At 54.3% G+C, this 12,987-nt stretch carries 13 protein-coding genes and 1 tRNA gene; all 14 read right to left on the bottom strand.

The features are described from left to right. Positions 1 to 10 precede the first annotated feature (10 nt). Positions 11 to 87, bottom strand: a tRNA-Met gene (locus MWU64_RS13870). A gap of 74 nt (positions 88 to 161) precedes the next feature. Next, positions 162 to 845, bottom strand: a complete 684-nt coding sequence (gene rnhB / locus MWU64_RS13865) for a ribonuclease HII (protein WP_247064971.1) — start codon at positions 843 to 845, stop codon at positions 162 to 164. Beyond that, positions 845 to 2,023 carry a lipid-A-disaccharide synthase gene (gene lpxB, locus MWU64_RS13860; protein WP_247064970.1) on the bottom strand — a complete coding sequence of 393 codons (1,179 nt, stop codon included), beginning with the start codon at positions 2,021 to 2,023 and terminating at the stop codon, positions 845 to 847. The genes rnhB and lpxB overlap by 1 nt, the downstream gene beginning before the upstream one ends. Before the next feature lie 18 nt (positions 2,024 to 2,041). Further along, positions 2,042 to 2,833: an acyl-ACP--UDP-N-acetylglucosamine O-acyltransferase gene (gene lpxA / locus MWU64_RS13855; RefSeq protein WP_247064969.1), complete on the bottom strand. Its 792-nt coding sequence runs from the start codon at positions 2,831 to 2,833 to the stop codon at positions 2,042 to 2,044. Next, on the bottom strand, positions 2,833 to 3,267 hold the full coding sequence (gene fabZ, locus MWU64_RS13850) for a 3-hydroxyacyl-ACP dehydratase FabZ (RefSeq protein ID WP_247064976.1): 435 nt from the start codon (positions 3,265 to 3,267) through the stop codon (positions 2,833 to 2,835). The genes lpxA and fabZ overlap by 1 nt, the downstream gene beginning before the upstream one ends. Before the next feature lie 14 nt (positions 3,268 to 3,281). Then, positions 3,282 to 4,307 carry a UDP-3-O-(3-hydroxymyristoyl)glucosamine N-acyltransferase gene (gene lpxD / locus MWU64_RS13845; protein ID WP_247064968.1) on the bottom strand — a complete coding sequence of 342 codons (1,026 nt, stop codon included), beginning with the start codon at positions 4,305 to 4,307 and terminating at the stop codon, positions 3,282 to 3,284. 39 nt (positions 4,308 to 4,346) lie between these two features. Then, positions 4,347 to 4,844: an OmpH family outer membrane protein gene (locus MWU64_RS13840; RefSeq protein WP_247064967.1), complete on the bottom strand. Its 498-nt coding sequence runs from the start codon at positions 4,842 to 4,844 to the stop codon at positions 4,347 to 4,349. 43 nt (positions 4,845 to 4,887) lie between these two features. Next, positions 4,888 to 7,206, bottom strand: coding sequence for an outer membrane protein assembly factor BamA (gene bamA / locus MWU64_RS13835; RefSeq protein ID WP_247064966.1), 2,319 nt, complete (start codon positions 7,204 to 7,206; stop codon positions 4,888 to 4,890). 45 nt (positions 7,207 to 7,251) lie between these two features. Then, on the bottom strand, positions 7,252 to 8,601 hold the full coding sequence (gene rseP, locus MWU64_RS13830) for an RIP metalloprotease RseP (RefSeq protein WP_247064965.1): 1,350 nt from the start codon (positions 8,599 to 8,601) through the stop codon (positions 7,252 to 7,254). Positions 8,602 to 8,654: 53 nt separating this feature from the next. After that, positions 8,655 to 9,839 (bottom strand): 1-deoxy-D-xylulose-5-phosphate reductoisomerase, encoded by a 1,185-nt coding sequence (ispC, locus tag MWU64_RS13825; protein ID WP_247064964.1) that lies wholly within the window; start codon positions 9,837 to 9,839, stop codon positions 8,655 to 8,657. Next, the gene (locus tag MWU64_RS13820; RefSeq protein WP_247064975.1) at positions 9,836 to 10,687 is read right to left on the bottom strand and encodes a phosphatidate cytidylyltransferase; all 852 of its coding nucleotides are present in this window, start codon (positions 10,685 to 10,687) and stop codon (positions 9,836 to 9,838) included. The genes ispC and MWU64_RS13820 overlap by 4 nt, the downstream gene beginning before the upstream one ends. 19 nt (positions 10,688 to 10,706) lie before the next feature. Further along, positions 10,707 to 11,477, bottom strand: a complete 771-nt coding sequence (locus MWU64_RS13815) for an isoprenyl transferase (RefSeq protein ID WP_247064963.1) — start codon at positions 11,475 to 11,477, stop codon at positions 10,707 to 10,709. Between the two features lie 62 nt (positions 11,478 to 11,539). After that, positions 11,540 to 12,097 (bottom strand): ribosome recycling factor, encoded by a 558-nt coding sequence (gene frr / locus MWU64_RS13810; protein WP_247064962.1) that lies wholly within the window; start codon positions 12,095 to 12,097, stop codon positions 11,540 to 11,542. An 18-nt stretch (positions 12,098 to 12,115) separates the two neighbouring features. Next, complete coding sequence (pyrH, locus tag MWU64_RS13805) at positions 12,116 to 12,850, bottom strand: UMP kinase (protein WP_133005034.1); 735 nt, start codon at positions 12,848 to 12,850, stop codon at positions 12,116 to 12,118. Between the last annotated feature and the right edge of the window lie 137 nt (positions 12,851 to 12,987).

Below are 12,987 nucleotides of genomic sequence, written 5' to 3'. Positions count from 1 at the left end.
TTCTTTTATATGGTAGCGGGGGCTGGATTCGAACCAACGACCTTCGGGTTATGAGCCCGACGAGCTACCAGACTGCTCCACCCCGCATCAAACTGTTTGTCTTATTTCGGGGCTGACCCCAATCAACGTGGCGCGAATATTACAGAGGATATCTTGTCACGTCAACCCATATCTTCAAACAAATCGCTCGGATAGCTTAGATCTTCGTTTTCTACCTCTTCTGATGAATACAGGCCGACCGTTTCGATGGCATGTTGCACCGGGCGGAAAGAACGACGGTGTTCAGGGGTCGCGCCCAAACGCATCAACGCTTCCACGTGAACAGGAGTCGGATAACCTTTATGCTTGGCAAACCCGAAGCCCGGATATTTTTCCTCAAGCTCATCCATCTCGCGATCCCGGGTCACCTTCGCGATGATGGATGCAGCGCTGATAGCCTCAACCCGACCATCCCCTTTGACGACAGGCTCGGATGGCCACTTCCATTTAGGACACCGGTTCCCATCCACCAGAACGTATTCTGGCGCGATAGCCAAATCATCGACCGCACGCTGCATCGCTAGCATGGTGGCTTGATAGATATTCAGGCGATCAATCTCTTCGGGCTCGCAACGGCCAAGACTCCACGCCGCCGACTTTTCGATAATTTCGTCAAACAGCTTTGCCCGTTTCTTCTCGGTCAGTTTCTTCGAATCGGCTAGCCCGGCGATCGGCCGCTCCGGGTCGAGAATAACCGCGGCTGTCACGACTGCACCTACCAGCGGGCCTCGCCCTACTTCGTCTACACCAGCTAACAGCCTTCCCTGATAACGGCACTCGAACGGAGGCAATTCTTTCGCAGCCATCAGCGCTTGCTCTCGATTAGCTGAGAAACTGCTGCAGCAGCGCGCTCATCGGCATTTTGCTTCAACGCAATGTGCAGCTCGGTAAAAGCTTCTTTCAAGCGTGCCCGCCCTGCTTCATCTTCAAGACGCTCTAATACTGCCGCACCAAGCGCCTCAGGGGTGGCATCATCCTGCAACAACTCAGGCACCAACTCTTTCTTGGCGAGAAGGTTTGGCAGAGCGACCCAGGGCACCTTCACCAGACGCGACAGCAACGCGAAACTGAAATTACTCAGCCGATATCCCACCACCATTGGCTTTTTCAGCAGCATGGCTTCCAACGTGGCCGTTCCGGACGCCAGCATCACTACGTCACTGGCTGCCATTACCTCACGAGAACGACCGCGAACCAAGGTCACTGACAGCTTAACCTCGAGCGACTCCACCAATTCCTGAATCTGACGCTCGCGGTCACGGTTTACGCATGGAATAACCAACTGGAGATCCGGCCTACGGCCTTGCAGCCAACGAGATGCTTCCAGAAACAAGGTGCCCAACCGTTCGACTTCGCCACCGCGGCTACCGGGCAAGACAGCCAATACCGGCCGGTCTGCATCAAGGCCTAACGATTCACGGGCGGCCAAGGTATCGGGCTCCAACGGCACGCGATCAGCGAGCGGATGACCTACAAACGCCACGGGTACGTTGTGCTCTTCGTAGAATCGGGCCTCGAACGGTAGCAGCGTAAGCATCAAGTCAATCGATTTGGCTATCTTGAAGATGCGCTTTTGGCGCCAAGCCCACACCGACGGACTGACATAATGCACGGAAGGAATCCCGGCCTCGCGACAACGGCGCTCGATGGTAATCGTGAAATCCGGCGAATCGATACCGATCACAACATCCGGAGGGGTTGTAAAGAAATAATCGAGAAGACGGGCACGGATGCTGAACAGCTCCCGGATACGGCCCAGAACCTCCACAAGCCCCATCACCGAAAGCCTTTCCATAGGGACCAACGAATGGAAGCCTTCGGCAATCATCTCGTCGCCACCAATACCCACAAAGCGAGCGTTAGGGTATCGCAACCTCAGCGACCGAACGAGGCCGGCACCGAGAATATCCCCCGATGCCTCGCCGGCGATAATCGCTATGGTTACTTTGCGAAAGCTGACTGGCTCAATCTGAACATCTGCCACCGGCAGTCTCCTGCCGACCTAGCGTATGATGCCGCGATCCGATTCCCGGAGCGAGGCAATCAGAGGCTTCATCACCGGGCTGTCCGCGTAATTTTTCTCGAGTTCGGCCAACGCCTGTTCACTGGTTAAACCCTGGCGGTAGATAACCTTGTAAGCACGCCGTAACGCCAGCAAATCTTCTTTGCTGAATCCACGGCGCTTTAAACCCTCGACATTCATACCGTGCGGCTGAGCAGATTGCCCACTGGCCATCACATACGCAGGGATATCTTTCAGAACGATACTGCCACCAGCCGCCATGCTGTGAGCCCCAATGTGACAGAACTGGTGCACCATGGTGCCACCGCCAAGAATCGCAAAGTCACCAACGGTGACATGGCCGGCCAAGGTCGCACAGTTCGCCAGAATCGTGCCGTTGCCAACCACACAGTCGTGAGCAACGTGCACATACGCCATTAAGAGATTGTCGCTACCAATACGTGTTTCGCCGCGATCTTGAGTGGTGCCGCGATGGATGGTGCAGTTCTCACGAATGGTATTGTTGTCGCCGATGACAAGTGTTGTAGGCTCGCCCGCGTATTTCTTGTCCTGACATTCTTCTCCGACACTGGAAAACTGAAAAATGCGGTTATTTTTACCAATAACCGTTGGACCTTTTATCACAACGTGGGAAAGAATCTCGGTGTTATCGCCGATTTCCACATTCGGGCCAATATAACTCCAAGGGCCTACCGTTACGTTAGCCCCCAGCTTGGCTGATGGGTCCACAATCGCTTGAGGATGGACACCCGACCAGTCATTTGTCGCCATCAAACTTCTCTCTCAGCGGTTAATATTTCTGCCACACACACAACGTCGCCATCGACCAACGCGCGGCAATTAAACTTCCATAGACCGCGCTTGGCAGAAACAAGCTCGGACTCCATCTCCAGACGATCTCCGGGGCGCACTGGACGCTTAAATCGGGCCTTATCAGAGCCAGCCAAATATTGTATCACGCCATCTGACGGTTTCCGCCCTACCGTCACAAACCCCAAAATGCCAGACAGCTGGGCCATGGCTTCGATGATCAGCACCCCCGGCATAATCGGGTTATCCGGAAAATGACCAGTGAAGAACGGCTCGTTAAACGACACATTCTTATAGCCTTTAATTGATACACTTTTCTCGACTTCGGTTACCCGATCAACCAGCATAAACGGGTATCTATGGGGCAAATATTCCAAAATTTCTTCGATGTTCATCGTCATGACCGGCCTCAGCCCTTAAATTTCTTTTCCAGTTCTTTAATTCGTCGCGCCAAGCCGTCTAACTGCCTGAAACGAACTGCATTTTTTCGCCACTGCCGGTTTTTGTCTGCTGGCAGACCGGACGAATACACACCCGGTTCTAAGATATCGTTAGTGACCATGCTCATCCCTGTCAGGTGAACCTGATCAGCCACTTCCAAATGCCCTGCTATCGCAGAGGCACCACCAATTACACAGTATTTACCAATACTTGTACTGCCTGCGATAGCGGTCAACGCCGCCATCGCGGTATGGTCACCAATCTGGACGTTATGCGCTACCTGGATGAGGTTATCGAGCTTTACCCCGTTACCAATAACCGTCGGCCCCAACGCCCCCCGATCAATCGTCGTATTGGCACCCACTTCAACATCATCGCCCAGAACCACGCCACCCAATTGGGCAATTCGATGCCACTGACCTTTCTCATTGGCAAACCCGAAACCTGGGCTACCGATCACCGCGCCACTCAGAACATTGCATCGCTGACCAAGCTGAACATCGTGAGCCAAGGTCACCCGTGGGCTCAGTACTGTGCCCTCACCAATGCGCGATCGGGCTCCAACAACAGAACCTGCCCCCACAATCACGTGTTCTCCAATATCCACCTCAGCCTCAATCACGGCATTGGGCCCGATACTGGCGGTCGTGGAAACGGTCGCACTGGGGTCAACGACTGCGCTGGGATGGACGCCCGCCGGAGCAGCAGGCGAGCGGTCAAACCAATGGCTCAACCGAGCATAGCCCATGTAAGGGTTATCTAATACAAGGACATTGGTCTGAGCTTGATCCGCCGTGGCCGCAGATACGATAACCGCCCCGGCCTGAGACGTTTTCAGGTACCTAGCGTAAGACGGGTTCGCCAAAAAGCTGATCTGGCTGGGGCCTGCCGCCTGCAGGGTTGCCATGCCAGAAACCCTTGCATCCGGATCCCCCCGAAGGCTGGCCCCCAACGCATCAGCAATTTCCTGAAGACGATAGGATGTTACTGCCATTGTTTTCTCCAAATATCCGGACCGGGGAGGCCCTGTTTTTTAACGGTTCAGCTTTTCAAGCAATTGCGGGGTCAGATTCATTTCAGGCTTCACATACACAACCGCTTCACTCGGCAAAATCAGATCCAGATCGTGTTCATCCAGAAGCTCTTTAACGGCCGCATCCACCTCGGGGCGCGCGCCTTCCAGGAACTGCTGTTTGCGCTGTGCCACCGTTGAATCAAGACGCTGTTTTAGGAAATTAAACTCCTGAACTTTTTCCTGAAACTCGGTCGCCAATTTGGTGCGCTCGCTTTCGTTCATCATCGCGCCATCTTTTTCCACACGATCCTTCAGTTTACGAGCAGCTTCCTGAGCTTCGCGCACTTTGTTTTCATCGGCGGCGAAATCTTTCTGAAGCTTTTCACTGAATGCCTGAGCATCGTTTGACGAAAACAACGCCTGACGCAAATCCACCACGCCCACACGGGTCTCTGCCGCAGCGTGAAAAGAAAAGGCCAACAATAGCGAACCAAGAACCGCTGAAATACGTTTCATCAAAACTCTCCTTTGTTTCATATTTTCGTTTTTATCTTACGCGTCAGAACGTCTGCCCCAGAGAGAACTGGAACACCTGAGTATCGTCACCACTCTTGTCATTCAGTGGCTTGGCGAGACTGAATGCCAAAGGACCAACGGCCGTGATCCATTGGAAACTCACACCCGCCGAAGTACGGACTTCGGTCAACTCCGGATCGAAGTCACGGTCGGTATCAAAGACCTGACCCGCATCCAGGAAGAGCGACGTACGCATGCTTCGGGTATCACCGGCAAACGGTGTCGGGAAAATCAGCTCAAGACCTGCCTCCGTCAGCAAGTTACCGCCGAACGGATCAGGATCGGAGAAATCCCCTGTCTGATTGGTCGCTTTGTTCCCCAGAGAATTCGCTCGATACCCTCGTACAGACCCGTAACCACCCGAATAGAAGTGTTCGAAGAAAGGCATTTGGGAACGGTCACCATAACCGTCCCCAAACCCTACCTCGGTCCGCGCCCGAACAACCCAACGCTGACTGTCTACCAATGGGAAATAAAAGTCCGTGCGGTGGCTCGCTTTGTAGAACGTCAGATCGCTAACCGGTACCGCCACATCCAACGACAGGGAATGACTATAGCCCTTGGTCGGAAGCACGCCGCGGTTCAATGTACTCCGGCGCCAGCTACCAAACAGGAAGTAATTGGTAAAGGAATCCCCTTCGTCTTCAATAAAGGTTCTGACCTCTTCCGCGGAAAAAACGCCTTTTTTGATATCAGAACGGGTAACCCCCACACCAAAGTTCAGCCGGGTGATGGAATCCGTCGGATATCCAAACGTCATCCGGGCGCCGTATTCGTCCAGCAAGTAGGATGAAATATCTTCTTCCTGATAATCGGTTTCCCGTGCGAACAGGCTAAAGCCTCGGCTTACCCCGTCAACCGTGTAATACGGGTCCATGTAGGAAATATTGGCGCTCTTTACGGAATCGCTGAAGTTCACCCCGAACGATACCCGCTTGCCGCTACCAAAGAAGTTGTTCTCGGAAACAGATGCTCCGAGAATCACGCCGGAGTTCTGTGAAAAACCTACCGAGGCAGACAGGCTTCCTGTCGGCTGCTCCACTACGCTGTAATTAACGTCTAGCAGATCGTCTGACCCGGGAACCGGCACCGTTTCGACGTCAACGGTTTTGAAAAAGCCCATGCGCTCGAGTCGGGTTTTGGAGAACTCGATCCGATCAGAAGACGCAACACCACCTTCCATCTGCGTCATTTCCTGACGCAGCACTTCATCTTTGGTAGAAACGTTGCCATTGAAGTTAACGCGACGAACATAGGCACGCTTACCCGGCTCAATATAAAAAGTCACCTTCGCAGTGTGATCGTCGTTGGGCTCGGGAACCGCATTAACACTGGCAAAGGCATAGCCTTCCCGACCAAGACGGAAAGACAAGGCTTCGGAAATCGCCGTCATCTGCGCGCGCGAGAACACGTCACCCTCTTCCACCGGAATAAACTTGCGAAGCTCTTCCTCCTCAAGAATCAGGTTCCCGCGCAGCTGTATGTCGGAGATGGTGTATTGAGGGCCTTCGTTGAGAGCCATCGCGATGAAGACTTGCTGCTTGTCCGGCGAGATTGACACCTGGCTGGACTCCACATTGAAATCCAGATAACCGCGGTCAAGGTAGAACGAGCGCAAGGTTTCGAGGTCGCCACTGAGTTTTTCACGGGCATACTTGTCGCTGTTGGTGAGAGAGTTCCACCAACTGCTGCTGCGCAACTCGAACAGATCCGTCAGCGTCTCATCGTCGAACTCGCGGTTACCGACGATATTGATGTGCTGAATAGCAGCAACCGAGCCTTCGTTGATATCCAACCGGATGGCGACACGATTACGTGGCAGTTCCTCAGCTGAGGCCTTCACCCGCGCGTTGTAGCGTCCCTGCGCGATGTAAGATCGCAGGATTTCAAGCTCAAGACGCTCAAGCGTCGCCCGGCGAAAGACCTGCCCTTCATCAAGGCCCGCACCAGCCAAGGCGTCTTTCAGCATGTCGGTTTCAATGTTTTTGTTGCCCTCGATTTCGATCGACGAAATGGAGGGGCGCTCACGGACCGTCAGTATCAAGACGCCAGCGTCTCTGCTGACCTCTATGTCGGTAAACAAGCCCGTGCGAAACAGGTCTTTAATGGCGGCCGCCAAACGAGCTTCATCAATTTGCTCGCCCATATTGATCGGAAACGCGGAAAATACCGAACCCGCGGATACCCGCTGCAGGCCTTCCACCTCAATGTCCGCAACCGTGAATTCGTCCGCCAACGCTGGCTTCATACCGGTTGCGGTAATCGCGAGGCCAACAGCTACAGCTAGAAGAGAACGTCTCATTCAGTTATATCGCCTGGTTAATGTGCGGTAAGGAGCCCGCAATTCTCACAACCGCATCAGGTCGTTGTAAAGAGCAAACACCATTAAAGTCAGGATCAAAGCCATACCAATTCGTAACCCTAGCTCTTGAGCCCTTTCCGATAAGGGTTTCCGGCGAATAGCTTCAATCGTGTAATACACGATGTGACCGCCGTCCAGCACCGGCACTGGCAGCAAATTCAGTACACCCAGACTTACGCTGAGATACGCCAGAAATCGAACAAAATCCTCAAACCCCGAACTGACACTGGCTTCAGCCACCCGAGCAATGGTAATCGGCCCACTCAGATTCGTCGGTGAGAGAAGCCCTGTCACCATTTTCTTGATGGCGACCAGCGTTAAACGAGTGTCTGCCCACGTCTCGTGAAACGCATTCGGTATCGCCGCCAAAGGCCCGAACTGCACGTTTCGAAGCACTTCGTCAGGCCATGAGATCGCTTCAACACCCGCACCGACAAAACCAATCACCTGGCCATCATCCAGGGTACGCGCGCCCGGCGTAACGGCTACCTCTAACTGAGCGTCATTGCGCTCTATCGACAGCACGATCGGCTGTTCAGGCGCATTACGAATGTGTTCAACCAAGGCAAACCAATTATCAACGGGTTCACCGTTTACGGCTAATACGCGGTCACCGGCCTGAAGTCCGGCCGCCTCGGCGCGACCGCCCTCGACCACCTGCCCCAAGACTGCGGGCACTTCCGGGCGCCAGGGCGTGACTCCAAACTCCGCCAGAGGGTTGGGCGCATCGTCACTCAATGCCCAGCCATTCAACGGCCCGGACACAACGCCCCGAGAACCCTGCTCGGAAATTTCCAAAGACACCTGCCCGTGTTCTCCCGCACGCTCCAGCAGGCGCATATTCACGTCGCGCCAGGACGTAACCCGATGACCGTCCACCGAGTGTATTTCCATGCCCTCTTGCAAGCCCACACGCTCAGCGGTGCTGTCTTCCGCGACACTACCGACGATGGGAGCGACGGTCGTGACACCCACAACGCTGATCAGCCAATAAGCGAGAATCGCAAAAATAAAGTTGGCTATCGGGCCGGCAGCCGCGATGGCAATGCGCTGAGAAGGCGGCTTAGAGGTAAACGCTTGGTCCCGCAACTCTTCAGGAACCGGGCCCTCACGCTCATCCAGCATTTTAACGTAGCCACCCAACGGAATGGCGGCAATGGCGTATTCGGTACCCTGACGGTCATACCAGGAGAACAGCGGTTTACCGAAACCAACCGAGAATCGAAGGACTTTTACGCCGAAGCGGCGGGCCACCCAGAAATGCCCGTACTCGTGCAGGGTAACCAGGATTCCCAGAGTCAGCGCTAATGCCAGTACGCTTTGAATAATCTGCATAGGTCTTCCGGTGTTGGTTCTGGGCTACAGCTTAACGAAACGCCAGTACGATATCAGGCCGGCAATAAGCCAATCTGCTCGTTGGCTTGCGCGCGTGCTTCAGCATCTTTAGCGAATATGGTTTCGAAGCTGTCGGCTTCCACCACCTCGGTGGCTGCCAGCGTTCGCTCTATGATAACGGGGATATCGGTAAAGGACAGCTTACCGTCAAGAAATGCCGCAACTGCGATTTCATTTGCCGCATTGAGAACCGCAGGTGCCGTGCCGCCAGTGGCAAATGCCTCAGCCGCCAGGCGCAAACACGGAAAACGCGTTATGTCCGGACGTTCAAAGTGGAACGTACCGATGGCGAATAAATCCAGCGGCGCAACGCCCGCCGCGATACGCTCCGGCCAAGCCATCCCGTTCGCAATCGGTGTGCGCATGTCAGGGCTTCCCATCTGGGCCAGCACCGAGCCGTCTGCATACTCCACCATCGAATGAATAATGCTCTCCGGGTGCACATGCACCTCGACATGATCCGGGGTGGTATTGAACAGCCAGCAGGCTTCAATAAGCTCCAGACCTTTATTCATCAAGGTAGCCGAATCAACCGAAATCTTTTGGCCCATAGACCAGTTCGGATGTGCGCAGGCTTGCACCGGTGTCACCGATTTCAACGACTCTGCTGACAAAGTGCGGAAAGGCCCACCAGAGGCGGTCAACAAGATACGTGTAATGCCGGCGGCAACGGGGTTACGCACTTTATCGGCAGGCATGCACTGGAAGATGGCGTTGTGTTCGGAATCAATCGGCAATAGCTCCGCACCCGATTCCGCCACGGCGTCCATAAACAGTCTACCGGACATCACCAACGCTTCTTTGTTGGCCAACAACACTCGCTTGCCAGCACGGACCGCTGCCAGTGTCGGCGCAAGCCCTGCCGCACCCACGATGGCAGCCATCACGGTATCGGCTTCTTCGGCTGCAGCAACCTGACACAAGCCTTGCTCGCCACCGAGCACAGTCGTTTCGGGCTGATCTGCGAGCAAACTTTCAAGCTCACGAGCGGCACCAACATCGGCCATGACTGCAAAAGCGGGTTTGAATTCCCGACACAAAGCGGCTAATTCCTGCGCTTTGGTACCGGCCGTCAACGCCCACACCGAAAACCGTGCGGGATGCCGACGAACCACGTCGAGAGTACTCAGGCCTATGGAGCCGGTCGCACCTAAAACGGTAACGCTGCGATGGGTCATACAGACACGCTGGCCACGCTCAGCCAACCAAGCAATGTAACGATCAATGCGAAAATCGGAATCGCGGCGGTCAGGCTATCAATCCGATCCATGATGCCACCGTGCCCCGGTAGCAACTGACTGCTGTCTTTGATGCCCCGAAAACGCTTCAGCATACTTTCAAGCAAGTCGCCCAATACGGACACAAACCCCGTAAACAAGCTGGCAATGAGTAACAAAAGGGTTTCTTGCAGACTGGCGCTGGCAATATAGCTGGCAACCAAGGCCAAAACACCCACAGCGACCAAACCTCCCCAAACACCGGCCCAGGACTTTCCGGGGCTCACACGAGGTGCCAGCTTGGCTTTGCCAAACGCCCGGCCTGCGAAATACGCGCCGATGTCGGCCACCCACACCATGAGGAAGATATAGAGAATGACGAGCAGACTGTTGGTCAAAGCGCCAAACTCGAAAACGCCAGTGCGCAGATGATTCAAACCGACCCATGCGGGCAAAAGTACAAACAATCCCATTAGTGCCCTGACAGCAACCGAACCCCACGTGTCTGAGCCTCGTGGATACCGGCTCACCAGCCCAAAGCAGACGAGCCACCAAACGAACGCCAGTGACAAAACCATCACAGCGGAGACGTTCAGCTGTGATATCAGAGCCATCAACACCGCCACGGCTACCGCGTACGCAACACGACCACCCTGCCCTTCGATACCCGACATGTTTGCCCACTCCCAGGCACCGAGGGCAATAATTGCACCAGTGAAGAGTGAGAAGCCAAACGCCGGTAGGAAGAAAATGCCGCCGATTGCAATCGGGGCCAGGATAAGCGCGGTAATAATTCGAGTTTTAAGCACGGTAATAATCGCTATGTCGTTATTGTTGTGTGGCTTGGGAATCAAGCTGATCGTCGGTTTGCCCAAAACGGCGCTTGCGCTGCCCGTACGCATGCAACGCCTTCAGCATTTCTTCAGCTTTGAAATCAGGCCAGAAAACATTGGAGAAATAAAACTCCGTATAGGCCAAGTGCCACAACAAAAAATTGCTGATGCGCTGCTCACCGGCGGTGCGAATCATCAAATCCGGCATTGGCAGATCACCAATGCTCAAATGCTGCTGAATCAAATCGTCGGTAATATCGGAAGGGGCCAGTTCACCCGCTCGAACTTTCCCTGCAACTGCCTGGGTGGCCTGAGTGATGTCCCAGTGCCCACCATAATTAGCGGCGATCACCAACGTCATCGCCGTATTATTGCGAGTAAGGGCCTCGGCTTTGTCCATATGCTCTTGCAACAAAGGATTGAAGGCCGAGCGGTCGCCGATAATCCGTAACCGGATATTGTTACGGTGAAGCTTTCGAACTTCCCGCTCAAGGGCGATCACAAACAGGCGCATTAATGCCGACACTTCGTCTTTGGGGCGTCGCCAGTTTTCGCTGGAGAAAGCGAACAGTGTCAACACCTCCACGCCCTGCCGCGCGCAGGTTTCAACAACGGCTTTGACCGCATCTACTCCTGCCTTGTGGCCCGCAACTCCTTTCAACCGCCGTGCTTTCGCCCAGCGATTATTGCCATCCATGATAATGGCCACATGCCGGGGACGACTGCTGGCCGTCACCGGAATTTCTGCGGTTATTTGATCCGTCATGAAACCCTCTGCGCAGTAGCATCTTCAACCACTGCTGACTCTGTTTCTGAACAATCTGACGGTTAAACCGCCATCAGATCCTCTTCTTTCGCCTTGAGCATCTTTTCGATCTCGGCGATGTACTTGTCGGTCAGCTTCTGGATCTCGTCTTCGCCACGGCGCAGATCGTCCTCGCTGATTTCCTTCTCTTTCAGAAGGTCTTTGAGCATACCGTTTGCGTCACGGCGCGCATTACGAACAGACACACGGCCCTGCTCTGCATCACCACGGGCCTGCTTGACCATCTCTTTACGGGTCTGCTCGGTCAACATGGGCATAGGAACGCGAATGGCGTCACCGTTGCTGGACGGGTTCAGGCCAAGATCCGACATCATGATGGCTTTTTCAATGGCCGAAATGATGCTCTTTTCCCATGGCGCGACCAACAACGTACGGTTGTCTTCCACGTTTACGCTAGCCACCTGCTTCAGCGGGGTGTCTTGACCGTAGTAGTTCACCACCACGCTATCAAGAATCGCAGGGTGAGCACGACCGGTACGGATTTTGTTGAAAGCCGAGGTAAGCGCCTCAAGGCTTTTCTTCATTTTCGATTCAGCTTCTGTCTTAATATCGTCAATCACGTCGAAACCCTCAATTCGTTACTCAATCAATGTGCCTTCTTTCTCTCCCGTCACGATGCGGGTGAGAACGCCTGGCTGGTTCATATCGAACACCCGCAAAGGCATGCCGTGATCACGAGCCAGACAAATGGCGGTAAGATCCATCACACCAAGCTTGCGATCTAACACTTCATCGTAGGTCAGGCGGTCATATTTTACTGCGGTGGGGTCCAGATTGGGATCCGCGTTATACACACCATCCACTTTGGTGGCCTTCAGAACGGCATCAGCCTCAATCTCAATACCACGAAGGCAAGCGGCTGAATCGGTGGTGAAGAAAGGATTGCCGGTACCCGCACTGAAAATCACTACGTCGCCTTCTTTCAAATCGCGCACTGCGCGACGGCGGTCATAGTGCTCAACAATGCCACTCATGGGGATCGCGGACATAACCCGAGTACGGATATTGGAACGTTCAAGCGCGTCGCGCATTCCCAAGCCATTCATCACAGTTGCCAGCATCCCCATGTGGTCACCAGTCACCCGATCCAGCCCAGCTTCACTCAATGCTGCACCACGGAACAGGTTGCCACCACCAATAACCAGAGCAACCTGCACACCGATACCCACAAGGGCACCGATTTCCAACGCCATGCGGTCAAGTACCTTAGGATCAATACCGAACTCGTGCTCCCCCATCAGGGCCTCACCACTGAGCTTCAGCAGAACACGCTTATATCTGGGTTGATTGGTTGAAGATGTCGGTGTCGGCATGGTGATCCCCTTTTCGTCTTTTGGCTGTGCGGCTTCAAACCTTTGGCAGGCTTGTATCTGACATACCCCTCTGAGGCTGGCGCTTAAAAAGGGGTATCTCAGATACAAGCCCGCCACGAAAGCCGGGCGAACCCGGC

Origin of the sequence: Marinobacter sp. S0848L, from assembly GCF_023016065.1 — a bacterium.
Lineage (GTDB): Bacteria > Pseudomonadota > Gammaproteobacteria > Pseudomonadales > Oleiphilaceae > Marinobacter.
This window is presented reverse-complemented; position numbering and strand designations above follow the sequence as displayed.

Bases quoted from the DNA above. Each gene is read 5' to 3' on its own strand.
- rnhB (WP_247064971.1), bottom strand. From the start codon at position 845: ATGGCTGCGAAAGAATTGCCTCCGTTCGAGTGCCGTTATCAGGGAAGG.
- lpxA (WP_247064969.1), bottom strand. From the start codon at position 2,833: ATGGCGACAAATGACTGGTCGGGTGTCCATCCTCAAGCGATTGTGGAC.
- fabZ (WP_247064976.1), bottom strand. From the start codon at position 3,267: ATGAACATCGAAGAAATTTTGGAATATTTGCCCCATAGATACCCGTTT.
- lpxD (WP_247064968.1), bottom strand. From the start codon at position 4,307: ATGGCAGTAACATCCTATCGTCTTCAGGAAATTGCTGATGCGTTGGGG.
- MWU64_RS13840 (WP_247064967.1), bottom strand. From the start codon at position 4,844: ATGAAACGTATTTCAGCGGTTCTTGGTTCGCTATTGTTGGCCTTTTCT.
- bamA (WP_247064966.1), bottom strand. From the start codon at position 7,206: ATGAGACGTTCTCTTCTAGCTGTAGCTGTTGGCCTCGCGATTACCGCA.
- rseP (WP_247064965.1), bottom strand. From the start codon at position 8,601: ATGCAGATTATTCAAAGCGTACTGGCATTAGCGCTGACTCTGGGAATC.
- ispC (WP_247064964.1), bottom strand. From the start codon at position 9,839: ATGACCCATCGCAGCGTTACCGTTTTAGGTGCGACCGGCTCCATAGGC.
- MWU64_RS13815 (WP_247064963.1), bottom strand. From the start codon at position 11,477: ATGACGGATCAAATAACCGCAGAAATTCCGGTGACGGCCAGCAGTCGT.
- pyrH (WP_133005034.1), bottom strand. From the start codon at position 12,850: ATGCCGACACCGACATCTTCAACCAATCAACCCAGATATAAGCGTGTT.